The sequence below is a fragment of the Streptomyces sp. NPDC003038 genome (assembly GCF_040611115.1).
Lineage (GTDB): Bacteria > Actinomycetota > Actinomycetes > Streptomycetales > Streptomycetaceae > Streptomyces.
The window spans coordinates 249202-271528 of sequence record NZ_JBEXNN010000001.1 but is presented as its reverse complement, the minus strand read 5'-3'; the positions used below and the strand labels follow the sequence as shown (position 1 = coordinate 271528).

The following is a 22327-nucleotide window of genomic DNA, read 5'->3' as shown; positions in this document are numbered from 1 at the left end:
GTCAGTGCTCCGTCCTGTAGAAGCGTTCCGCGTAGAGCCCGCCGTCGAGGAGGTCGGCAGCGACCGTCCAGGCGTGGCGGATCGGCCGGTACTGCTTGCGCGGGGGGCTCATCTGCGAGCCGTGCATCCGGAGGACGGTGACCTTGTCGAGGACGACGGGGGTGATGTCGACCAACTCGGGCAGCAGGGGGCTGCGACCGGACCGGGTGCTGAACAGGTGGAGGTCACAGCCGGCGAGCGCATACGTCGACCAGAAGGCGAGGTCCTCCCAGAACCAGCGGCAGCCGAGCCGTACGGCAGCGTCGTGCACCAGAAGGTGGTCGGGGTGGCGGGTGACGGCGGCGGGGGCGAGCAGTTCAGCGCCAGGGTTCTGCTTGACGAGGGCGTGGAGGTCTTCCGTGATCTGGTCAAGGTGGCCGGGGTCATAGGACCGGTAGGGCGGGTCGGCGTCCTTGTAGCTAAGGAGGCGACGGGCGGCGCCAAGTGGGGCGAGCGCGGCCGCACCCTCCTGGGCCCGCAACTGCGATACGGCCTCCTCGGTCGTCAGGCTGGCTTCCACCGTGGGGTGGACGCTGCGTGAACGGGTGAAGACCGTGACCACGGTCAGCGGCCTGGGGTGGGCGAGGAAGGTGCCGGAGGCAGACAGCGCGAAGTCGTCGTGGTGGGGCTCGATGGCGAGGACCGGTCGTCCGGTCGGGGTGCGGAATTCGACGTGGTGGACGGCCCCGCCGTGAGGGGCGGCGAGTTCGAGCACCTGGTGGTCGCCAGCCGCGTACCGGGCGGCGAGGTGCGTGTTGTGTGCGGCGTGCGCGCGGTCAAGGTCGTCGGGAAAGGTGTAGATGCCGGTGTGGTCGGGGACGGGAAGCTGGTTCATCGCACGGTGCTCCCATACCAGTGGCGCCACATGCGGGGCGAGGCCAGGCGCCGGCGGGCAGTGAAGGGGTTCTGCCACCACAGCATTCGCGCGGTGGACCACTGGTCGTAGCGGCGGGTGGAGGGGCGAACACGGAGATCGTCCAGGATGGCGACGGGGCCGTCTGCCTGTCGGCCGTGAGCGGTGAGCCTGGCGAAGAACTCGACGTCCTCGCTCATCAGCAACTCCGGCCGGTACCCGCCGACGGCTTTGAACGCGTCGGCGGTCGCGAACTGGGCGACGCCCTGTGCTCCACCCCGTCGCGTGCGGTAGTGGTCCCAGTAGGCGCACAGCAGTCGGGCGCCGAGTCGGGCCGGGGTGTAGAGCGGGGGGATCGCCCCACCGACGGCTCCGGCGTCCACGGCCGTGGTGGCGGCGGTGAACGTGTCGAGCGGGAGTGCTACGTCGGCGTCGGTGAAGAAGAGGAGGCTGCCGGTGGCGGCCGCGGCGCCGGTGTTGCGGACGGCACCGATGCTGCGGACGGTCTCCGTGATGACACGGGCGCCCAGCTGGGCGGCGAGGTCGGCGGTGGTGTCGGTGCTCGTGTTGTCGACCACGATCACCTCCCCCGTACCGCCGGTAGTGGCGTGCCAGTGGTCGAGGGCGGCGAAGACGGTGGGCAGGTATCGGGGGAGGTAGGCAGCTTCGTTGTGGGCGGGGATCACCACTGAGAGAGTGATCATCTGGGGCTCCTCACGGTGCGCGGGGTGTGAAAGAAGCGGGGGTGCTCGTGGGCCAGCTCGGCCAGGCGCCGGGTCCAGCGGGAGCGTTCCTCACCGGGCGGGGCAGTTGCCTGGCAGCGGGCGGTGTGGAATACGCACCAAGCCGTAAGACGGGTGTCATCCAAGGCGAGGGGGTAGGCGCCAGTAACGGTGAGACGGCCGCGCACCGAGACGGCGTGGGCCATCACCAGGGCCTGCGCGACGTCTGCTTCCCGAGGGCCAGGGGTGGCGTCGGTGAAGTCGATCAGGTGGCGTGTGGCCTCCGGGCCGGCGATGACGACGTTGTCGAAGTGCACGTCGCCGTGGCACCACACCAGCGGTACCCACGCTGGGGTTTCGGAGAGGACTTCGAGAGCGGGCGCGATTCGGCCGATGGCACCGGCATCGCGGTGACGCAGGGACGTGACATCCTCGAAGAACGGCCTTCGGGGTGTGCGAGGGGCAACGGGCGCCCTATGGAGGCGGCCGAGGAGGCGCCCGACGTCGCGCAGAGCGCGGTCGGTAGTGATTTGCCCAGCCCGAACGGCGGCGCCGAGGGTGAGTCGGCCGAGGTCTTCACTGATCAGGGCGGTGAGGTCAGTGCCCTTGACCCGGCCTGCGGCGAGGACCCGGGCCGTGGGCACAGAGCCCGCGGCGGCGCGGATCGCGGCGGCTTCGGTCACTGCGTTCCGAAGTGTGGCGGCTGCGTACAGCTTGACCACCACCGCACGACCATCTGCGAGGCCAGCACGGTAAACGGAGGTGCGGTTGCCGATGGCAAGGCGTTCTGCGGTCACGGGCCGGACAGCGAGGAGGCTCGTGCAGGAACGCACGACGGCCGGAGGCAAGCCGGTCACCGCCAAGCCCCCACAGCACCCAGGCGTCGTACATGCCGGTTGGTCATCCTGAGGTGCGCCCGGTAGTCGCGGACGTCGTCGGTGGGAGGGCAAAGGGACGACCACGGTTTCTCGGGGCCGACGAAGTGAACCAGCGCGGCGGACGGGTCTGGGCGCAAACTGCGGCGGACAACGCGACGCACCCATTCACCCCGTTCGAGGAACCGGCCGGTCTCGAACCGGTTGAAGCGGGACGGGACGGGGTGGACGCACCCGGTACGCAGTAGCCAGAGGTTCAGAGCGTCCTGGTCGTTGTGCAGGATGTGCGCCCGATGCTTGACCAGGGCGCCGGCGACTCCCTGGCGCATCGTGGGGATGTCCGCAGTGTGTGCCCAGAGCATTCCGGCGTTGTAGTAGGGGCGGCCGCGCCAGTGGGGCCAGCGGTCGGCAGCGCCGGGAAGCGCGGGGCAGGCCCCGACGGCAGGGTTGAACTCGTCCGCGACGGCGCCGATCCGGCCGGGCTGGAGGGATGCGAGCGGGCTGGTGATGTCGTCACGCACGTGGGTGTCGGCGTCTACGTAGATCAGGTAGGGGCGGCGGACGAAGTCACGGGTGAACTCGAATCGAAGGTAGGTGGTGATGGTGATGTAGCTGTCGTCGGCCATGTGGGAGGCGGCGAGCGGGGGCCGGTAGGCCAGGTCGAAGGACCCGAAGCCGCACCGCTTCGCGAGGTGCGCAAGGAGGAGGGCGTGGGCCGGCGGGAGGTCCATGGTCAGGACCCGCAGCGCCGCGCCGCGGCGCGCGGCGGGGGTGAGGCTGTCGGCAAGGGAGGTGACGGCCGCAAGGCCGGGGAGCAGGTAATGCCGGTCAATGCACAGGCCGAATGCGTACACGTGGGTTCGCCTTTCGAGCGTGGTGCTGCGCAGGGTCGGGATGGTGGGCCCCGCGGCCCGAGGCCAATGCCGCCGGGGAGGGGCCGGTAGCAGGCGTCCCGGAGCGCGGGGCAGCCCGAAGCTCCGGCGTGGCCCGTCGGACAGGCGGGCGGGGCCAGATGCTTTCAGAGGGTGGTGCGGTCAGCGCAGCGGCAGGCCCGGGTGTCCTCGTCGGCGTGCGGGTCGACGTCGGGACGGGCCGCCGCCGGCCATCTCGGTTCGGGTGCGGCGTGGTCGTGCGCGGTGCCTGTATGGGCGAGGAGCAGACCGACCGCGACGTGTCCGGCGGCCCAGATGGCGGTGAGGAGCGAGCCGACCCGGTCTCTGGGTAACCGGGGCGGGGTGGCAGCACGGCGGGTGTTCACAGGCCGTCCGAGTGAGTCTCGGGCCGGTTATGGCGGGTGCCGTCCAGTTCACTCCAGCCGGAGGCGCCTTCGAGGACGTTCCGGCGGCGGGCCTGCTGGCTCGGCGTGCGACGAGGAACCGACGCCGTGGCGACCACGAGGAAGCCGCCGCGGTCGCGGATCAGGGCGCCGAGCCGCTCGAACTCGGCCGATTCGGAGGCGACGTGGGCCTGGTCCGCGACGACGATGCCCCGGACCATTCCGTTACCGAGGGCATCAGTTATGCCACGCCATCCAAGGCGATCGACCAGTGGAACGTCCGGGTCTGGGTCGGACCAGGCCCCCGCTACGGGCCACAGGCGGGCGTCAGCGTAGCGACGGGCGCACGCCTCCGATTCCTGGATGGTGGCAGCGTGCGGGGAGGAACTGTAGACGGCGACGGGAACATGTCCGATACCGCCGCCGTGCGGGTTCGTCGGCATGGTCCAAGCGTCGCGGGGCGGAGATGATCGGCCCAGGCACGAGGCATGGCAATCGTCGCAACTCGCGGTCCGCCAGACTGCCATGGGGCGTGGCGGTGGGTTGTCGTGGCCGAGCCTGGACTGCTACGCCCCGTGACAGTTCCCCAGGTGAGGGACAGTCAGGCTGACACGGGACGTGGCGGTTGAGGGACGGACTGGTCAATGCACGCCGAAGGGCACCCCGGCAGCGTGGGCAAGGCCGCGAAGACGGGCGACGGAGACGCCAGTTAGCCGGCTGATGATGACGCCAGGGAGCATCTGGTGGCGCACCCAGCCGGGTGCCATCCGGCACACACTGTCGAGAGTTTCGGCGGCCTGATCCCACCTGCGGCATTCGAGGTGCGTGAGGGCGACGTCAAGGCCGTACCTGGCGCGGGTCGCCAGGGGGACATCGTTGCCCAGGTGGACGGTATCCATGAGGCGCAGCGCCCCGGCGGTGTCGCTGAGGGCGACGGCGATACTCATCGCCTGTGTGGCGGCGTACATCGGACCGTAGGGCTGGGCGTGGTCGCCACGGGCGTGCTCAGTGCCGATGCGTGCTGCGACTGCGTGAGCTTGGGACAGGTATTCGCGGGCGGTGTCAGCGGTGGCGCCGCCGCGGGAGGCGGCGACAGCGGCGTTGGTGACGAGCTGCCCGTACACCGACAGCCGGTCCGGGTCGTGTTCGCTCATCCTCGGCTCGATGCGGTCGGCCTGTGCGGCTGCGAGGGCGAAGCCTTGGGCGGTGCGGCCGTCGCGAAGGTTCACCCACGCCGTTGTGGCCGACAGGTGTGCGTCCCGCAGATCGTCCCCGGCTTGCGCAGCGATCTGTCGACCGTAGGTGAGGGCGGCGTAGGCAAGATCGCGGGAGCCCAGGACATTCGCCATCATCCCGGCCGTCTGGAAGGTGTCAGCGAGGAGGCCGGCCGCCTGTTCCTTCTCGGCGTGATCGGCGTGGTCGTAGCGGGCCCGCGCTTCGGGGAGGAGGCGGGTGAGGAGGGAGCCGAGGTGGGTGTACTGGCCGGACCAGTAAGCGGCGTCGGCGTGGCGGACGACGCTGCGGAGCTCGTCCAGGGTGCCGGGGTTGGTGTCAGCGGGAATGCCGATCGCGGCGTCGTGGGTGACGGCGGACAGGGCCCGGAGGGCGGAGCGTTCATCGCGGTCCATGGAGCGGCGGGGCGCTTGCTGGCCGAGTAGGACGGCGATGTCCGTGCCGAGGGCATGGGCGACGGACAGGAGGGACGCGATGGAGGCGGTCCCGCCACGTTCGAGCTTGCGGATCACGCCGACGGATACGCCGGCAGCTTCGGCTAAGCCCTCCTGGGTCATGCCGCTGCGGAGGGCTTTTAGTCTCTCGCTGTTCGTGTACTCCGACCACTGCACGCGCGCACCTCCTGTGATGAGTGAGGTACGGACCGTACAGGGGGTGGAGTGGCTGCCGACAGGGGTCGACCGGCCGGGAGTTGACGGCTTCCGGCCTGGTCGGCGCCACCGGCGTTCAGACGGTGAGAGGAACGCTTAGTCCGAGGAGGGATTCCAGCTCCGAGACCGTCGCCTCCTCATCGGTAACAAGGACTGTGGTGATGCCGAAGGCGGCTGCCGGGGGAAGGTTCACGGGGTGGTCGTCGGCGAATACGCATGCCTCGCCGGGAAGGCCAAGTCGTTCGAGGGTGAGCTGGTAGATCGCCGGGTTGGGCTTGGCCATACCTACCTGTTCGGAAATGACGTGGACGTCGAAAAGACCCCAGATCCCGGCATGCTCATAAGGGTTGTGAGGGTCCATTCCGAAGCTGTTCGAGAGCAGTGCGGTCCGGAGGCCGGCGTCGCGTGCGGCCTGTGCGAGGGCAGCCATCCGGCGTGCGGTCGGCACGCCCGACCAGGCTTGGCCCATCAGGTTCGTCGGGTCCACACCAGGGCCGATCAACGGCGCCGTGCGGGCGTTCCACTCCGCTTGCCCAATCTCCCCGACTTCGAGGGCCTCGTACAGTCGACGTCCTTCGGGATGATCGTTCAGCGTCGACCGCCATGCTTCGGGGTCGAGCCCCTGAGCGGCGCACCACTCCCGGTGGACGGGGCGCGGGTCAGCCGTGAGGACCCCGGCAAAGTCGAGAATGAGCCCCCGAAGGGCTGGGCGAGTTGCGCTGTCGGTGGGGTGCGGCATGCGGTGGACGTCCCTTCCATGATGGCCTCACTTGGGACCGTACAACCCGCCTGCCCCTGAGCGCGGGGTGTGAGGGGCTTCGCGTGCAGGGGATTGGCGCGCCACAGCCCGACAGCGTGGGCTGATGACTCCACCGTGGCGGGCTCTGTCAGCAGTTAGGCATACGCTCGTGGCATGAGCACTCCCACTGAGGGGCTGACTCTGGGGGGCGTCAGCGCAATCGTCGAGAAGAAGATTCTCACCAGCAGAATCAGGATCGAGCGCAAGGGTGAACCGGTGTTCAACCCGGAGACCGGACAGTACGAACCAGGTCCACCGGTCGAGGTCTACGAGGGGCCAGGAGCGATCTTCCCTGCTGACGGCCCTTCCGTAGTCCTGCACCTGGCAGGGCAGGCATACGTGGACGACACGCGATCGCGGTACAGGCTGCTCACGCCGCTCTCCGCACCGGTCGCTTCCAGGGAAGATGTCGTCCGGATCATGGAGTCGACGGATCTGGCCGCCGTCGGTCGGACCTGGCGCGTACTGGACATAGGCGAGACCGCCACCCTGAGCGTCGTGCGCACCACCTGGGTCGACCAGAACACGCAGCGAACGGGGGCAACTCCGTGACCACAGGAATCAATCCGGACGAGGTTCGCCGTCACCTTGAGACTGCGCTCCTCGTCGACACCGTGCGCATCACCCGACCAACCGGCGCCGCTCCGCTCGACCTGGACACCGGCCTCGTCGGCGCCGTGCCGGTGGAGGCCGTTTACGAGGGCCCGGGAGCCGTGCTGTCCGGGCACGGACAGGTGACCGCGGAGGGAATCGTCGGCCGCCAGTGGTTGGACGACACCGTCTCCTGGTATCGGCTGCTCACTCCTCTGGGTGCTCCGCTTCCGGATCGGTACGACCGGGTGGAGGTTACGGCCGCGCGCTCCGGCAGCCCCGCGACCGTCGGGCGGATCTGGCAGGTACTTGACCCCTCTGAGGCCTCCACCGTCGAGCTGGTCAGGGTCACGCGCCTTGATGAGATCACCCCGCCCTGAGCGAATCCGGACCATCCGCGATCGGGCATACGCTCGAATCATGGAGATCACGACCAACCCGCTCACTGACCCTCACCACGTGCGCATCACCTCAGACGCCAGCGGTGGAGCTGTGGCTCTCGACGGTGTGGACCTGTCCCGCCTCGTCCAGGGCTACACGCTTCACCAGATGGCCGGCCAACCGGCGCAGCTGATCCTTGAGTTCGCGCCCGGACGACCCGCCACAGAATACGAAGGCCTTGCACGGGTCGCCGTCGGCGTTCCGTACGAGCCGGGCGAGGCTGCCGAACGCTTCCTGGCGGCCATCGACGTCGCGCTCTTGGAGCAGGCCGCCATGCACCGCATGGACCTGGGCAGCGGGCGGTTCACAGCAGCCGTCGTCGAACAGCTTCGGCAGTGGGCTCGGGGCGAAGCCGAGGAAGGGAAGACGCCCGATGCCCTCCTCGGCTAACCCGCACCCGAACGCCCACAGCACAGCAGGCGTCTACACGAACGCCGCCCAGATCGCCGCGCTCCTCGACGCACGCGCGGCCAGAACCCTGCCGGAGACGCTATCCGTTGTGCAGCACCACGCCATGCTCCTTGAAACCCGGATCAAGGCGCGAGCTTCCGGACGGCCTGGCCCCAACGCCCCGACCGGCGACTACCGGCGCAGCTGGACCCATGAGGTGTCCACCGACGGCGTGACCGTGACCGCTGCCGTCGGCACGAACAAGCCCCAGGCGCGGCGACTGGAGTACGGCTTCGTCGGGGCCGACAGCCTCGGCCGCATCTACAACCAGGCCCCTCTACCGCATGTGGGACCGGCAGTTGAAGAGGTCCGCCTCCTCTTCCTCGCGGCCCTCGGTGACGCCATCGGAGACTGACCGCTCCTGCATACCGCAGGAGGAGATTGGAGAAGCTCGTGCCTGTCTCCGGCCGCGAGGTTTCCCTCGCCGTCCAGAAGATGCTGTCCACCGCCACCACCCGAAGCTGTGGGTACGGAACGGCACCCACCACCTCCAGCACACCCACCGGCGCCCAAGTCCCGTACGCAGTGCTCTACCCGCTGGGACTGACGACCGACGGGCCGCCGTACGGACAGGCCGACGGTGACGCGAGGGCGCTGCTGCAAGTCACCAGTGTGGCCACCACGGCTGAGCAAGCCGAGTGGATGGCGGACCGGGTGCGCGCGGCGATGCTTGCCCGGAAAGGCGGCAGCAACGGCGCGTACGCCACCGACATCACCATCCCGGGGTGTGCCGTACTGAGGCGGGCCCTGGACAAGGAGGAAGGCGTGGCCGTCGCTGGCGGCATATACAGTTACGTGCAGCGGTATGTGGTCGAGGTGACGTCGCTCTCCTGACCAGCACCGCCCTCACCGCGGAGGCCCCCACGCGGACGTCCGGCCGAATTCGGTACGGGCTGATTCCCCAGTCGCGCTGCGCGCGGCGTCGTGGGGACGGGCCTCCGGTGCGTGCCGCTCCAGGGGTGTCCCCGGAGAGCGAGAATCAGTGGGTACCACCCAGCAGCGGTTCATGCGGCGCGGAACTACCACCTTCTTCTTCCTGAAGGTCATCGCCGCCCCTACCAACATCCCGACCCGGGCCGAGCTGACCGGCCCCAACGCGACCGACCTGGCCGAGGCCATTTCGGACATCGAGGGCTGGGCCCTCGAGAACGTTCCCATCGAAACGCCGGATATGGCGTCCGAGTTTACGACGTCGATTCCGGGTGAGGACAAGGCTGACAACAGCAGCTTCACCCTGTACGAGGACAAGATCGACGGCACCCTGGAGACGCTGCTGTCCAAGGGCAGTGAGGGCTTCGTGGTCATCCTTCGCAAGGGTGACATCGCCGCGTCCAAGTCCATGGACATCTTCCCGGTCCGCGTGGGCAGCCGGTCCGCGACCTACACCGCCGGCGCCGAGCCTGCGAAGTACAAGGTCTCCTTCGGCATCACCTCGAAGCCGACCCTCGACGCCGCCGTCCCGGCGAAGGCGTAAGGGGAAGCCGCATGTCCACGCACACCCCTCCTCCCTCGGCCGTGGCGCGCGACCCGCACTGGGCGGCCAAGATGCAGCGACTCCGCAGCCGACGTCTGGCTGAGCGAACCCTGTCTATCTGCGACGATCCCTCCCTGAAGGCCGCTGTCACCGAAGCTGCCCTTGGTCTCGCGCGGGCGCGCACCGAAGCGCAGGCGGCGTCGATCGAGCAGGGCATCGCCGAGTCCTCCCGCGCCGGTTGGGTGGCCGAGCGCCCTGAGGTACTCGCCGCTGAAGGCGCACTGGCCGACACCCAGCAGGAGCTCGACCGGGCTACGGAGCGCCTCACCTTCAGGGCTCTGCCACGCCCGGCATGGGAACAGCTCCTTCGCGAGCACCCGCCGACCGAGGCCCAGGCCGACGCGGGGATGGAGTACAACGTCGAGACCTTCCCCGCGGCGTTGATCGCCGCCTGCCACATCGAACGCGACGAGGCCGGCGCGGAAGTGCCAAGCATGACGGAAGCCGACGCCCAGGACCTTCTCGACGCGTGGGGCGACAGCGACGCCAAGGCTCTCTTCACGACGGCGCTGGTCGTCAACCAGACCATCCGCGCCGACCTGGGAAAAGGCTGATCCAAGACCCGGCGTTTCGGGCCGAGATGCAGCTGTGCGCCTCGTACGGCATCCCGCACAGCCACTTCTCGGGCGCCGGGGACGGCCGTTGGTCGGCGCTCGACCGGGCGAAGGCGCTCGCGTACCTGGCCTACACGCAGGCGTCGTGTGACGGGTGCGGTACGCGAGCCGCCGAGTGGGACGAGGGCATGGGCGGTGACCGGTTCGCTTACGTGCCCGAGCCGTACCGATGCCCGGGCTGCGAGCTGATCGAGATGGAACGCGAGCAGGTCCCGGATGGGGCCGAGGGCCGGGGGATGAAGATCGGGCTGCGGCCCCGGAAGGACGTGACGCCGTGAGCGGCGCCTACACCCTCTACGTCAACCTCATGGCCAACACCGGTGGTCTCACCACCGGCCTTCGGGGCGCCGCCGGCCAGCTGCGCAGCTTCGACAGCGGCTTGGCCGGAGTCGGGACACGTCTGGGTTCGGTTCGGAACGCCACCGAGGCCCTGACCCGGGCGCAGGCAGCCGCGTCCGCCGAGGCGATCCGGTCCCAGGCCCGGGTAACTCAGGCAGCTGAGCGGGCGGCAGCCGCACAGCAGGTCGTCACACGAGCCCACCGCGCACAGGCTCTCGCCGCTTCCCTGGCGACCCGGGCCCAGGAAGCGCACACAGCAGCCACCCTCGCTGGCGAGCGTGCGGCCCGCGCGCAAGCCCTCGCCCAGACCATGGCGTCGCGGGCCCAGGCCACGGCCGGTGCGGGCGCGGCCGCCGCCGCTCGTACCGCGGCCGCCGCTCAGGTCGCAGCGGATCGAGCAGCCCAGGCCCACACGGCTGCGCAGACCCGCGCCGCCGCAGCTCAGCTCGCCGCGACCCGGGCCAGTGGGCTGGCCCAGCGGGCTTCTACCGGGCTTGCCGACGCGGAGAACCGTGCCCGCACTGCGGTCTCGGCCCGGGACCAGGCGCAGCGCGCCGCAGCCCGTACCGCACAGGCCTCCGCCCAGCAGATCGCGCAGGCGGAGAGCCGTCTAGCAGCGGCCTCGTCCGCTCGGGCAACGGCGTACGCGCAGGGCGGCCTGGTCATAGGCGCCGCTCTCGGTGTCGGCGTGGCTAACGCCATCCAGCTGGAGCGGGCCATGGCGAACGTCATGACGATCTCCCAGCAGATCACCGCGAAGAACGTCTCCGCGTTCACTGACGAGATCGTCCGCCTCTCTACCGAGCTTCCCCAGACTGCGGAGCAGCTCGCCGAGGGCCTTTACCAGATCGTCTCCACGGGCTTCGACGGCTCGGAGGCGATGTCCATCCTCAACGTCGCCGCCCAGGGCGCCTCCGCCGGCCTGACCACAACGGAGACCTCGGCGCGGGCGCTGCTCGGTGTGCTGAAGGCCTACGGCCTTCCGGCGTCGCAGGCCAGCGACGTGATGGACACGATGTTCCAGACCGTCAACCTGGGCGTCGTCTCCTTCGAGGAACTCGCTCAGCAGCTCGGCGACGTCGTACCGATGGCCGCGGCCGCTGGCGTCGAGTTCGACGACCTCAGCTCAGCCCTGGCCGCGATCACCCTCGCCGGTATCCCTGCCGCCGAGGCCGCGACCGCGCTCAACATGATGATGACGAGAATGGTCAAACCGACCAGGGAGATGCGCGACGCCATCAAGGACCTCGGCTACGAGTCCGTGGCCTCCGCCATCGCCCAGGACGGGCTGTACGTCGTCGTCAACAAGCTGCGTGAGGTCACCGGCGGTTCGGCCGACGCCATCGCCAACATGTTCAAGGACATCAGGGCGACGCGCGCCATGCTCGCCTTGTCCGCGGCGGACGGCAAGAACTACGCCGACACCTACAAGGGCATCGCCATCGAGGTGGCCCGCGCCGGCGCCGCCGAGAAGGCCTACGCCATCCAGCTGGACACCACCGCAGGCCAGTGGGCCCTCTTCCGGAATCAGGCCACTGCCCTGGGGATCGACCTCGGACGGGCTCTCCTCCCCGCGCTCCAGACCATCGGCGAGTACTTCAAGATCCTCGCCGGAGCGATCAACGACCTGCCGGGCCCCGTGAAGTCCCTCATCGGCGGGTTCCTCGCCCTGGCGGCGGCTGGCCTCCTGCTGCGCGCGGCCGTGGAGAAGGCCAGCGTGCAGCTTGCCACCTTCCGGACCAACCTCGCCGCAGCGCGTGCCGGAGGATCCGCTCTGCCCGCGGTCCTCTCCGGAGCAGGCCTTGCCGTCACCGGCCTGGCCACCCTGGTCACCCTTGGCGTCGCCGCATACGCCGCGTACTCCGCGTCCAAGCAGCAGGCGAAGGCCGCGACGCAGGAACTGGTCGAGGCAATGCGCGCCGAGCGTACCGAGGGTGAACAGGGGGCCGGGCTCCGAAAGTTGACCGAACAGCTTACGAGCAGTGGCGACCTCGCGAAGCTGCGCGAGGCAGGCGTCACCGCGGAACAGGCCATCGACGCCATCATCAACGGCGGCCAGCGGTACAAGGACGTTCTCGAACAGCTCCAGACGGCCAAGCAGGCCACGGTGAAGGAAGTCGGCAAGGCCGTCACCTACGACGAATCCTTCGACCGGGCCCGTGGCGTGCTCGAACGCCAGCACCAGATGTGGGGCGATGCGGTGAAGAAGGAGGCCGAACTCGCCGCCAACATGGACATCGTCAACGCCAAGATCAAGAACAGCCGGATCGAACTCGCGGGCGCGTGGGACCTGACGGCGATGCTCCCCGTCGACAAGAACGGCGCCCCGAAGTTCACCGACGAGATGCAGGCCATGGGCAAGGCCCTGGCCGACATCGTCGACCCGGCCAAGGCGTGGAAGGCCGCCCAGGACGAGGTGGCCGAGGCCAATCGCAAGGCCGGTCGGTCGGCGGATTCCGCCAAGGCGAGCCTGGCTGACTATCTGGAACAGCTGCGGAAGCAGCTGTCTGCCCAGCGCGACTGGCAGAAGAACCTCGGAGCCCTCGCGGCCAGCGGCCGACTCGAACTGGTCGACCACTTCGCCAAGCTCGGCGTGGACGCCGCCCCGATGCTCGACGAGCTCGTCCGCCAGCTCGACAAGGGCGGCGGGAAGGTCGCCGACGAGCTGGAGGCGATCATCCAGGAAGGGGCGTCCCGAGCCACGCCCGCCTTCCGCGCTGGCCTTGAACAGCTCCCGGGGATCGCCGCGAAGTACGGCAAGGACATCGCCCAGGCATGGGCGGACGCCTCGGCCACGAACAACCCGGGGAAACTCGCCCAGGTCATGCAGAGCATGGCGCTGGCCGACATGGGCCGAGCCGCGTCGAAGCTGCCGCAGGACGCCCGGGTCACGATGCAGCAGGGCATGAAGGTCCTGGCCGAAACGGCTGCCCGCGGCGGGAAGGACGCCGCCGAAGCCATGAAGACGGCCCTGCTCAGCGGCGACCTCGAAGGCGTGCGCACCCAGCTCCAAGCGATCTTCGGCGCCGACATGCCCATCAGCCCGCCCGATCTCTCCCGAGTCGTCGCCGCCTTCCAGCTCGCCGGCGGTCAGGCCAACGCCGAGTGGAGCGGTGCCCTGACCTTGATCCAGATGACAGCAGCAACGAAGGGAACCGCCGCAGCACAGGCCCTGACCTCCGCTCTGCTGTCCGGCGACATGGGTGCGGTCAAGGCCAACCTCGACGCCATCGGCGTATCCGTCCAGAACATCCCCGGATCGAAGACCATCTCCGTCAACGTCTCCGCGCCCCCGCCGCCCCCCGTCGTCATCTCGATCCTCTACCGCCGCACCCCGTTGCCGAGCGACGTCGACAAGGACGGCAACGGGATCAGCGACTACGTCCAGGCCCCGCAGGCGAACGGCAGCGTGCTGTCCTTCTACGCGAACGGCGGCGTACGGGAGCAGCACGTCGCACAGATCGCGCCCGCCGGCGCCTGGCGGGTGTGGGCGGAGCCAGAGACCCAGGGCGAGGCGTACGTACCCCTCGCCGGCTCCAAGCGGCCGCGCTCCAAGGCGATCGTCGAGGAGGTCGTGCACCGCTTCGGTGGAGAAGTGGCCTGGTACGCCGACGGCGGCCTCTCCGGCTGGTCGTACCGGCCGGGCGTCCCTGAACTGTCCTCCCTGTCCTCCATCCGCAGCGACTCGATGCGGAAGGTGAAGAAGGGCGGCAAGGAGTCCGAGGTCTTCGACCTGGCGCTGTTCGAAAAGAACCTGGACAAGGCCGCGCGCCGTGCCGCCGACTGGCGCCGCGACCTGGCGACCGTTGCCCGCCGAGCCGGCCAGGACGTCGCCGACGCCCTGGCCGACATGGGGGAAGACGGCATCGAGCTGACCAAGAAGATGGCCAACGGCAGCTCGAAGTACATCAAGGACATGACCGACGACCTCACGGCACTGGGGAAGGTCGCCCGTGCCTCGCTGGGCGACTTCACCAACCAGCTGAAGGCCGCCGTCGACAACCAGAAGACCTTCGAGGAGAACCTCGCGAAGCTCGCCGCCTGGGGATACACGGACCTGGCGACCCTGCTGGCGGAGCAGGGAGACAAGGCCGCGGAACAGGTCGCGGCCGAAGCGGCACGCTCCCAAGGAGCAGCGAAGGAAGCCAACGACGTCAGCAAGCGCGCCAAGGAGGTCATCTCCGGCGACGCCCTCAACGATCTCGTCCAGATCATCAGCGCGATCCGGACGAGCCGGACCGGTATCCACGACGTCGCCGACAAGACGAAGCTGGACGAAGACCGGATCATCGAAGTGGCCCTCCTCGGGCAGGGCCGCATCCGGCAGGTCCTGGGCGGCCAGGCCGAACGATTCCTGAACGACCTGGCGCGAGCACAGCGCGGGCTGTCCTACGCGGACGGCGGGATCCTGACGCCGGGCGTGTACGCGACGAGCAACGGGATCGTGCGATTCGCCGAACCCAGCACCCAGGGCGAGGCGTTCATCCCTCTGGGTGCGGCGAAGCGCGGTTCAGCAGAGCGGGTCCTCGCCGACGTCGCCCACCGGTTCGGGTACCGGCTCACCGCGCCCGGAACAAGCACCCCGCGGGTGGTAGAAGCCAAGCCCGAGAGCAGGACCGTGGTCATCGTCCGAGACGAGCGCCCGGCCCCGCTCATCGGCACCCAGAACATCCGCATCGACCGACCCGGGGCGACCGAGCAGCAGATTTCGGCAGCAGTCGGCTACCAGGTGCGCCGCGCGAAGCGGGGTGGGGTGCGATGACCGCCGCCCTTCGTGACCACCGCCACGAGCTCGGAGGCGTAACCATCGGGGTCGGGACTTCCGTCGTCATCGCGACGATCGAGGGGCTGGGCCGCCCCGAGGTACGCACCGGGGACGTCGACCCGCCCCACGCTGACGGTGTCTGGCTCGGCGCCGACTACTACGCCGGCCGTGCCGTCCGAATCAACGCGGGCATCCGCACCCCCGGCGACCAGGCCGCCGCCCTGGATGTCCTCGCCGAACTCCAGCGCGTCCACGACGACCCGCGCCTCCGGCTCACCGGCGGCGCGACCACCGACCTGCGGCTCAAGCTGCCCGGCCGGGACGTACGGGTCCTCAAGGGACGCCTTCGCCGCCTCGATGCTGACCTGTCGTCCCTGGTGTACGGCTGGATCCCCATCGACCTGGAGTTCTTCGCCGCTGACCCGTACTTCTACAGCGACGAGCAGCAGCAGACCACCATGTCCCTCAACATGATCTCCGACGGCGGATTCACCGCCCCCGTCGTACCCCCGGTCACCGTCAACCCGGGCCCGGACGCCAACCGTCGGCCCGGCTGGATCACCGTCGACGGCGCGGAGCCCGCGTGGCCGGTGCTGCGAATCACCGGCCCCTGCGCCAATCCGTCCATCACCCACGTCCAGTCCGGCCGGTCCCTCCAGCTGAACACCACGATCGACGCGGGCGACTGGATCGAGATCGACACGCGGCCCACCTGGCGATCCGTCCTGCGCCGCAACGGCGGCCACGTGAACCTCACGCCGGGCTCGCGCATCGACACCTTCAACCTGCCGCCCGGCCGCAGCGAGCTCCGCTGGCAGGCCACCGACCCCACCAACAAGGCCCAGTTGACCGTCTCCTGGCGCGCAGCCTGGGCAACCCTCACTCGGGAGCAACAGTGACCCTGACACCCGTCCCCCTGCTCACCAACGGGGGCACGCACAGCGCCCAGAGCTTCCGCATGATGATCCGCGACCTCGCCAGGGGATCCGAGGGCGTCACCGAAGGCAACGACCTGAAGGTCACGCCGTTGACGGTCCCCGCCGGCGGCGTCCTCGTCGGCGATGGCTCCGGCGTCGTGCGAGGCCGTGCGGTCCCCTGGCAGGGTCACTACACCGCCTACAACATCGGCACCGAGCAAGTACCGATCGCCCCGACCGGCGGCACCCCGCGTACGGACCTGGTCGTGATGCGGGTCCTCGACCCCGAGTACGAGGGCAACCGCAACCCGGCCAAGGACAAGATCGTCTACTTCGACGTCATCCCGGGAGTGTCCGCCACGGCTACCGCCCCGCCGCCCGGGTTCTCCGCGATCCCGCTGGCCCGCATCAACCTCCCGGCCAACACCGGCACGATCACCGCGGCGATGATCACCGACCTGCGCCGCATCGCAAACCCCCGCCGCGACCGCCGGATCCACATGATCCGCGGCTTCCCCTACAGCCAGTCACCGACCGCCGCGGATAAGTGGAGCGACTGGCCCGCGGAGGGACGCGTGCAAATCGAGATCCCCACGTGGGCAGTCACCTGCAACCTGGTCACTCAGATCGGGGTCCGCTTCTCCGGCAACCCCTATACGCGACTGCGCCACAAGTTCGGCACCATGTTCGGAGCCGAGATCACCATGGACGACGACGCCGTCACCGGCTGGTCCCGCGAAAACATCTTTCTCGGCGACAGCCCGCAGATCACCCCTGCCCTGCGCGGCACCACTCAGTGGCTCAGCATTCAGACCAACCCGATGCCCGGCTCGAAGTTCACCCTCGACGTCAACGGAGCCAGCAACCTGATCTTCGACGTGGAGTTCGTCGAGGGGGTGCTGTGAACCCGACCGGCTACCGCTACATAGCTCAGCACGCACTGTCCGGCGAGATCCTCTCCTCAGACGTCCCGTTGACGGACGTCGAGTACGGGCCGGAACTCAACGGGCCCGGCGCGCTGACGGCCACCCTCTCCCCGCGCTTCGCCCACTCGCGCCCGGACATCGCCGACGAAGGCAACGTCCTGATCTACGTCGAACGGGACGGCGTGCTCCGCTGGGGCGGCCTGCTCTGGCGGTCCACACCCGAGGACCGCACGCTGTCCCTGGAGGCCGCCGGCTGGAGCAGCTACCTCCAGCGGAGGCACGACATCCACGGGGAACTCGACGGCCGGGGCCCGTACGTCTACGCCGACCCGTGCCAGGTGATCCGCGACATCTGGGCCTACGCCCAGTCGCTGCCTGACGGGAACCTCGGCGTCACCGTGGATTCGACACAATCCAAGGCGAAGGTCGGCACTCCGGCCGAACCGCTGCGCTTCGCGTGGTGGGAGGAGCCGGTCCTCGGCGACGCGGTCGACGACCTGGTGGCCGCCGCCGAGTCCCCGGACTACACCTGCGACACGCAGTGGGGAAGCGGCGGCAAGATCGTCCGACGGGTGCGGCTCGGCTACCCGCGACTCGGCGCCCGCCGCACCGATATCGCCTTCACCAGCGGGATCAACGTCATCAACTCGCCGGCCATCCCACGCTCGGCGGACGAGTTCGCCAACACGATCATCGCCACCGGCGCCGGCGAAGGCCGCTCCCGGCGGCGGCACGTCGACTCCGTCCGCGATGGGCGGCTCCGCATGGAGTCCGTCCTTGCGCTGCCGGACGTGAAGGGCACCGACATCCTCGCGCGCAGGGCTGCGGCTGAACGCAAGCGCCGCCAGCTCCGGGGCACCGTGGAACAGATCAGCATCCGCCCCGACCACCCTGCCGCACCCCTCGGTGCCTTTCAGATCGGAGACGACGTCTTCACGCAGGTCAGCACCGACTGGGCCGACTTCGCAGGGTGGATGCGCATCGTCGGCTGGAGCGTGCGTACTGGAGGATCCGAAGGAGAGACCGTGACCGTCCTGCTTGAGCGCGCCGACGCTTTCCATTACGGGGCGGCAGACGCATGACCAACATCGACATCGGCACCCGTCTGGCCGCCATCGAACGCCGCCTCGCCACCGCCCAGCGATCCAGCCGACTCGCGCACGCTTCTCTCGAAGACACGGCCCTCGAGGTCTTCGACGAAAGCGGATCCCTGCGCGCCGTCATCGGCCAGCAGCCCGACGGCACCTCCGGCGTCGTCGCGGTCAACGGCCCGCCCCCGCCCCAGCCTGCGAAGCCCGCGCTGGCCCCAGTCCTCAGCGGCGTGGCAGTCACCTGGGACGGAGGCTTCCTTGATGCCCAGGTGCCACCGCTGGACTTCTCCCGCATAGAGATCCACGCGGGCAGCACCGACGGCTTCTTCATCAACGAGACGACGCTGCGCGGCACCCTGGAGTCGCCTCGGGGCGGCACGCTCATCATCCCGGCCGGCGAGCCCGTGTTCGTACGCCTCATGGCTCGCAACAGCTCCGGCACCGCGGGCGACCCCTCTCCGCAGGTGGGTCCCACTGGCCCGGCAGCCGTTGTCGCGCAGGACGTCCTCGACGGCATCATCGACGAGACGAAACTGGCCGAAGACGCCGTCGGGCGTATGCACATCCAGGTCGGAGCTGTCGGACACACCGAGCTCGGCGTGGGTACCGGCAACCTGGTTCCGGATCCGTCGTTCGAGGGCCAGCTCACCGCCCAGCTGCTCCTGGCGAATGCGGCGTGGTCCACGACCGGCGGCAACCGGTCCCCGCGCGCTGTGCGCGGGATTGCAGCTCCCACCACACAACCCCTGCAACTGACCGAGCTTCCCGTCAGCCCCGGGGATCGGTTCTTCCTCGCAGCCGACATACGGGCCTCTTCGGACTGGGCGGGCGACTCGGCCCGCTTCTACATGCGCTGGCTCGATGCAGCTGGAGCGGTCCTTTCCTACGGCATCCTCAAGGCCACCCCCGCTGCGGGAGGGCCCTGGACCCGCTACAGCGCCCAGGTCCAGGCACCGGCCGGAGCCGTCAGAGCCATCGTTGCGCTCTCGATCTACCTGGGCACCGGCGGCACCTTGGACTACGACAACGTCGAAGTGCGCACGGTCGTCGCTGCGGGCATGGTGCTCGCCGAGTCCATCGGGACTCCCGAACTTGCCGCTGGAGCCGTGACCGCGACCAAGGTCGCAGCGAAGACCCTGACCGCCAAGGAGGTCAAGGCACTCTCGTTGACCGGCGACGAGATCGCCACCAACACCCTGGTCGCACGCCACATCGCCGCGGGCCAGCTCAACGCGACGCATTTGGCGATCGGCGTGGACGGCAACCTGGTCGCTGACCCCAGCTTCGAAGGACCGATCACCGTCGGCCGACTGAAGACCGACTGGACCGTGGTCGCCCCGGGGCGCGACAGCGCCAAGGCCCTGCGCGTCGACTGCACCGCCACGGCCTCCGCGAACTACAACTTGCAGCTCGGCTCCTTCCCCGCGACGGCAGGGCAGAAGGTCTGGCTGTCCGTAGACGTTCAGACCTCGGCCGACTGGAACGGCAGCAAGGTAGGCATGTACGTGCGGTGGGACGACGCTACCGGCGCACTTCTCGGGTACAGCTCCGTCAACGCCACGCCCACCCCAGGATCGCCCTGGCAGACCATCTCCGGCCTAGCTCCAGTCGCAGCACCGCCCCAGGCGGCCGTCGGCTTGATCAAGCTGTTCTCCGATGCCAGCAGCGTCGGCACGGTGACCTACGACAACGCGCACTGCCGCATCGTGATCGGATCACGACCGACCGGCGCACGGGCAGAGATCAGCCCGGTCGGACTTCGCCTGTACGACAACGAGGGTGGCGAACGCGTCAGCTTGGTCACCGGCCAGCCCAACTTCCTCACCCTCGCGGGCTCCGACGGGGCGGCGGTGGCCACCATCGACGATCGCGGAAACGGCGCCTTCAATGATCTCGCGGTCGCTGGCGCGTTCAGCGTCGGCGGCGTCCGGCTCGACTCCCGCCTCGCGGAGGCTCCCCGAGGCGTTGTCGCCATCGGCCGGTACACCGGTTCGGTCCAGGGTGGCGCCGGCACGTACGGCTTCATGGAGCTGGCCTTCAACAGCGACCCGACCCGCATGTACCGCATCGTCTTCGATGCTCATGTCAACGCCAATGCGGGCGGTGGCGAGGCCGTGGTGAGCCTCCGGGACGGAGGTGCCAGCACCCCCACGATCAGCTCGCAGATCATCCAGGAGACCGTCCTTCCGCTCGGGGGTGGCTGGCAGCGCGTCCACCTGGAGACCATCCGGCCCGGCCGGGACTTCGGTGGGGGCCTGCACCGGCTCCTAAGCACGTTCCGCGTCCAGTTCGGTCCAGCCGGTCAGGTACTGACCATGTTCGGCGGTGCCGGATGGCCCGCGCACATGATCGTTGAGGACGTCGGACCCTATGTCCCCGATACCGGGATTCTCAACGCTGGCGGCGGCACGGCCACCCCGCCCAAGCAGCAGTACACCAAGACGTACAACGCCTCTTGGTCGGGCAGCTACGCCAACCGCAGCGGCTACAACAGCTACTACAACTCGCAGTGCGTCCAGGGGTACTACTCCAGCACGAACGGGACCCAAGCCGCCCTGATCGGCTTCCCTTCGTCCCTGGCAACGGACCTTGCAGCGGCCTCCATTCAGAGCGTCGAGCTCTACCTCTATTACGCGCACTGGTACTACAACTCGGGCGGCAAGGCCGTCATCAAGGCCCACAGCCACGGATCGCGCCCCAGCACCTTCAGCTGCGACAGTGAGTCCCAGACGATCGACTGGGGCAAGAACGTCGGGAAGTGGATCGACATCACCGCCATCTTCGACGCGACGAGCTGGCGGGGCGTGGCGCTCGACCCCAACAGCACCTCCCTCGACTACTACGGGCGTGCGGAAGGAGTTGGGGAAGGGCACCCGCCGCAGCTCAAGGTCACGTACGTGAAGTGAATCGGCGTGATCGCGGACAGCCGTAGAATGAGGACCGGCGTGGGGCCGACTGACTGGGGAGCATCGTGACCGGCCCGAACCAAGATCCCACGCCCTGGGAGCTGCTGCGCGCGGTCCAGCAGCTGCGTGACGATCTTCGCGCCGATTTTGCCGCCCTGGCCAGTCGGTTGGAGCAGATGGTCACCAAGGACGTATACGCCGCGGATCAGAGGGCTATCGAGCAGCGGATCGGCACCCTCGAAGGTGACCTCGACGAGCTTCGCGAGCAGCGCGAACGCGAGGCGGCCGACGCTCGGACCAACCGGCGCCTGGCTCTCTCCGCTCTCGTTGCACCTGTCGTGGTCGCGCTTCTGGTCGCTGTACTGCTGGCCAAGCTGGACATCTAACACCCATCCCGGCGCGGGGGAGTTCGGGAAAGCGCCTGATGGCAACACCGCTCACCGCGGATCGAGTTCTGTCCGCGTTCAAGTCCGCCGGCCTCACCGTTGAGGAGGTGGGCGACTGGCGGAACCACAACCGGAACCACCGCGGGCCCTTCGGGCCCGTCCACGGCGTCATGATCCACCACACCGTGAGCCGGGGCACCGCCTACTCGGTTGAGCTCTGCTACGACGGGCACAGCGACCTGCCGGGGCCGCTGTGCCACGCCGTCATCGACAAGGCGGGCGTGATCCACCTCGTCGGCCACGGCAGGACGAACCACGCTGGCAAGGGAGATGGCCGGGTCCTCCAGGCCGTTAAGGCCGAGACGGATCTACCGACGGACAGCAGGGCCGACACTGATGGCAACACCCACTTCTACGGCGCCGAGCTCGTCAACCTCGGCGACGGCAAGGACCCATGGCCGGCGGAGCAGGTCGAGGCGGCCGCGCAGTGGGCCGCCGCCCTGTGCCGGGCGCACGGGTGGACGGCGGCCTCCGTGATCGCCCACAAGGAGTGGCAGCCTGGCAAGGTCGACCCCACCTTCGACATGGACGACTTCCGAGCCCGGGTGTCGGAGATCCTGGCCGACGCCGGAAGCAAGCCGCCCACCAGCACCAAGCCCCCACAGGGGGATGGAGCCCCGGCGTTCCCCGGCCGCAACGCCTTCGGCCCGGGGAAGTCCAACGAGCACATCCTGCGCCTCGGTCAGCAGCTCGTGAGGAAGGGCTTCGGCTCGCACTACCGCGTCGGACCGAGCCCCGAGTGGGGCGAGGCTGACCGGCTCAACACGGCCGCCTTCCAGCGAGCCCAGGGGTGGAGCGGTGACGACGCCGATGGCTTCCCCGGCCCCGAGACGTGGCGCCGTCTCTTCGCCTGACCAACC

23 protein-coding genes are annotated in these 22327 nt (G+C 69.2%); 15 read left to right on the top strand and 8 right to left on the bottom strand.

The genetic code is table 11. The annotated features are described in order from the left end of the window. Nucleotide 1: 1 nt before the first annotated feature. From ABZX75_RS01275 to ABZX75_RS01240, 8 genes are all read right to left on the bottom strand, one after another. Nucleotides 2–874, bottom strand: a complete 873-nt coding sequence (locus ABZX75_RS01275; protein ID WP_355406524.1) for a PIG-L family deacetylase — start codon at nucleotides 872–874, stop codon at nucleotides 2–4. After that, nucleotides 871–1596: a glycosyltransferase gene (locus ABZX75_RS01270; protein ID WP_355406522.1), complete on the bottom strand. Its 726-nt coding sequence runs from the start codon at nucleotides 1594–1596 to the stop codon at nucleotides 871–873. Before ABZX75_RS01270 ends, ABZX75_RS01275 begins: the two co-directional genes overlap by 4 nt. Continuing rightward, entirely contained in the window at nucleotides 1593–2411 is an 819-nt protein-coding gene (locus ABZX75_RS01265; protein ID WP_355406520.1) for an aminoglycoside phosphotransferase family protein, read from the bottom strand. The genes ABZX75_RS01270 and ABZX75_RS01265 overlap by 4 nt, the downstream gene beginning before the upstream one ends. 56 nt (nucleotides 2412–2467) lie before the next feature. After that, nucleotides 2468–3343 carry a glycosyltransferase gene (locus ABZX75_RS01260; protein WP_355406518.1) on the bottom strand — a complete coding sequence of 292 codons (876 nt, stop codon included), beginning with the start codon at nucleotides 3341–3343 and terminating at the stop codon, nucleotides 2468–2470. A 164-nt stretch (nucleotides 3344–3507) separates the two neighbouring features. Then, complete coding sequence (locus tag ABZX75_RS01255) at nucleotides 3508–3747, bottom strand: hypothetical protein (RefSeq protein WP_355406516.1); 240 nt, start codon at nucleotides 3745–3747, stop codon at nucleotides 3508–3510. Further along, nucleotides 3744–4208, bottom strand: coding sequence for a hypothetical protein (locus ABZX75_RS01250; protein WP_355406514.1), 465 nt, complete (start codon nucleotides 4206–4208; stop codon nucleotides 3744–3746). The genes ABZX75_RS01255 and ABZX75_RS01250 overlap by 4 nt, the downstream gene beginning before the upstream one ends. A 198-nt stretch (nucleotides 4209–4406) precedes the next feature. Further along, nucleotides 4407–5609, bottom strand: coding sequence for a helix-turn-helix transcriptional regulator (locus tag ABZX75_RS01245; protein ID WP_355406512.1), 1203 nt, complete (start codon nucleotides 5607–5609; stop codon nucleotides 4407–4409). A 115-nt stretch (nucleotides 5610–5724) separates the two neighbouring features. Continuing rightward, nucleotides 5725–6387: an HAD-IA family hydrolase gene (locus tag ABZX75_RS01240; RefSeq protein WP_355406511.1), complete on the bottom strand. Its 663-nt coding sequence runs from the start codon at nucleotides 6385–6387 to the stop codon at nucleotides 5725–5727. A gap of 174 nt (nucleotides 6388–6561) precedes the next feature. On the opposite strand from ABZX75_RS01240, the gene ABZX75_RS01235 reads away from it, so the two are divergent. The 15 genes from ABZX75_RS01235 (at nucleotide 6562) to ABZX75_RS01165 (ending at nucleotide 22321) form a co-directional block, all read left to right on the top strand. Beyond that, on the top strand, nucleotides 6562–6999 hold the full coding sequence (locus tag ABZX75_RS01235; protein WP_355406510.1) for a DUF6093 family protein: 438 nt from the start codon (nucleotides 6562–6564) through the stop codon (nucleotides 6997–6999). Next, a complete protein-coding gene (locus ABZX75_RS01230; RefSeq protein ID WP_355406508.1) occupies nucleotides 6996–7418 on the top strand; it encodes a DUF6093 family protein in 423 nt (140 codons plus the stop codon). Before ABZX75_RS01235 ends, ABZX75_RS01230 begins: the two co-directional genes overlap by 4 nt. A gap of 40 nt (nucleotides 7419–7458) precedes the next feature. Then, nucleotides 7459–7869, top strand: coding sequence for a hypothetical protein (locus ABZX75_RS01225; RefSeq protein WP_355406506.1), 411 nt, complete (start codon nucleotides 7459–7461; stop codon nucleotides 7867–7869). Further along, nucleotides 7853–8284: an HK97 gp10 family phage protein gene (locus ABZX75_RS01220; RefSeq protein ID WP_355406505.1), complete on the top strand. Its 432-nt coding sequence runs from the start codon at nucleotides 7853–7855 to the stop codon at nucleotides 8282–8284. The genes ABZX75_RS01225 and ABZX75_RS01220 overlap by 17 nt, the downstream gene beginning before the upstream one ends. A gap of 38 nt (nucleotides 8285–8322) precedes the next feature. Then, nucleotides 8323–8763 carry a hypothetical protein gene (locus ABZX75_RS01215; RefSeq protein WP_355406503.1) on the top strand — a complete coding sequence of 147 codons (441 nt, stop codon included), beginning with the start codon at nucleotides 8323–8325 and terminating at the stop codon, nucleotides 8761–8763. 148 nt (nucleotides 8764–8911) lie between these two features. Next, nucleotides 8912–9403 (top strand): hypothetical protein, encoded by a 492-nt coding sequence (locus ABZX75_RS01210; protein ID WP_355406501.1) that lies wholly within the window; start codon nucleotides 8912–8914, stop codon nucleotides 9401–9403. Nucleotides 9404–9414: 11 nt separating this feature from the next. After that, nucleotides 9415–10017, top strand: coding sequence for a hypothetical protein (locus ABZX75_RS01205; protein ID WP_355406500.1), 603 nt, complete (start codon nucleotides 9415–9417; stop codon nucleotides 10015–10017). 26 nt (nucleotides 10018–10043) lie between these two features. Next, complete coding sequence (locus ABZX75_RS01200) at nucleotides 10044–10355, top strand: hypothetical protein (protein ID WP_355406498.1); 312 nt, start codon at nucleotides 10044–10046, stop codon at nucleotides 10353–10355. Then, complete coding sequence (locus ABZX75_RS01195; RefSeq protein WP_355406496.1) at nucleotides 10352–15178, top strand: phage tail tape measure protein; 4827 nt, start codon at nucleotides 10352–10354, stop codon at nucleotides 15176–15178. The genes ABZX75_RS01200 and ABZX75_RS01195 overlap by 4 nt, the downstream gene beginning before the upstream one ends. Then, a complete protein-coding gene (locus ABZX75_RS01190) occupies nucleotides 15175–16080 on the top strand; it encodes a hypothetical protein (protein WP_355406494.1) in 906 nt (301 codons plus the stop codon). Before ABZX75_RS01195 ends, ABZX75_RS01190 begins: the two co-directional genes overlap by 4 nt. Continuing rightward, complete coding sequence (locus ABZX75_RS01185) at nucleotides 16077–17003, top strand: hypothetical protein (RefSeq protein ID WP_355406492.1); 927 nt, start codon at nucleotides 16077–16079, stop codon at nucleotides 17001–17003. Before ABZX75_RS01190 ends, ABZX75_RS01185 begins: the two co-directional genes overlap by 4 nt. Continuing rightward, the gene (locus ABZX75_RS01180; protein WP_355406491.1) at nucleotides 17000–18106 is read left to right on the top strand and encodes a hypothetical protein; all 1107 of its coding nucleotides are present in this window, start codon (nucleotides 17000–17002) and stop codon (nucleotides 18104–18106) included. Before ABZX75_RS01185 ends, ABZX75_RS01180 begins: the two co-directional genes overlap by 4 nt. Beyond that, entirely contained in the window at nucleotides 18103–21021 is a 2919-nt protein-coding gene (locus tag ABZX75_RS01175; protein WP_355406489.1) for a hypothetical protein, read from the top strand. Before ABZX75_RS01180 ends, ABZX75_RS01175 begins: the two co-directional genes overlap by 4 nt. A gap of 65 nt (nucleotides 21022–21086) precedes the next feature. Then, nucleotides 21087–21407 (top strand): hypothetical protein, encoded by a 321-nt coding sequence (locus ABZX75_RS01170; protein ID WP_355406487.1) that lies wholly within the window; start codon nucleotides 21087–21089, stop codon nucleotides 21405–21407. Nucleotides 21408–21445: 38 nt separating this feature from the next. Continuing rightward, complete coding sequence (locus ABZX75_RS01165) at nucleotides 21446–22321, top strand: peptidoglycan-binding protein (RefSeq protein ID WP_355406485.1); 876 nt, start codon at nucleotides 21446–21448, stop codon at nucleotides 22319–22321. The last annotated feature ends 6 nt before the right edge of the window (nucleotides 22322–22327 follow it).

Excerpts from the sequence above, each read along its gene's own strand:
- ABZX75_RS01200 (WP_355406498.1), top strand. The coding sequence starts at position 10,044 with ATGCAGCTGTGCGCCTCGTACGGCATCCCGCACAGCCACTTCTCGGGC.
- ABZX75_RS01175 (WP_355406489.1), top strand. The coding sequence starts at position 18,103 with ATGACCAACATCGACATCGGCACCCGTCTGGCCGCCATCGAACGCCGC.
- ABZX75_RS01220 (WP_355406505.1), top strand. The coding sequence starts at position 7,853 with ATGCCCTCCTCGGCTAACCCGCACCCGAACGCCCACAGCACAGCAGGC.
- ABZX75_RS01205 (WP_355406500.1), top strand. The coding sequence starts at position 9,415 with ATGTCCACGCACACCCCTCCTCCCTCGGCCGTGGCGCGCGACCCGCAC.
- ABZX75_RS01165 (WP_355406485.1), top strand. The coding sequence starts at position 21,446 with ATGGCAACACCGCTCACCGCGGATCGAGTTCTGTCCGCGTTCAAGTCC.
- ABZX75_RS01250 (WP_355406514.1), bottom strand. The coding sequence starts at position 4,208 with ATGCCGACGAACCCGCACGGCGGCGGTATCGGACATGTTCCCGTCGCC.
- ABZX75_RS01225 (WP_355406506.1), top strand. The coding sequence starts at position 7,459 with ATGGAGATCACGACCAACCCGCTCACTGACCCTCACCACGTGCGCATC.
- ABZX75_RS01270 (WP_355406522.1), bottom strand. The coding sequence starts at position 1,596 with ATGATCACTCTCTCAGTGGTGATCCCCGCCCACAACGAAGCTGCCTAC.
- ABZX75_RS01235 (WP_355406510.1), top strand. The coding sequence starts at position 6,562 with ATGAGCACTCCCACTGAGGGGCTGACTCTGGGGGGCGTCAGCGCAATC.
- ABZX75_RS01275 (WP_355406524.1), bottom strand. The coding sequence starts at position 874 with ATGAACCAGCTTCCCGTCCCCGACCACACCGGCATCTACACCTTTCCC.
- ABZX75_RS01240 (WP_355406511.1), bottom strand. The coding sequence starts at position 6,387 with ATGCCGCACCCCACCGACAGCGCAACTCGCCCAGCCCTTCGGGGGCTC.
- ABZX75_RS01190 (WP_355406494.1), top strand. The coding sequence starts at position 15,175 with ATGACCGCCGCCCTTCGTGACCACCGCCACGAGCTCGGAGGCGTAACC.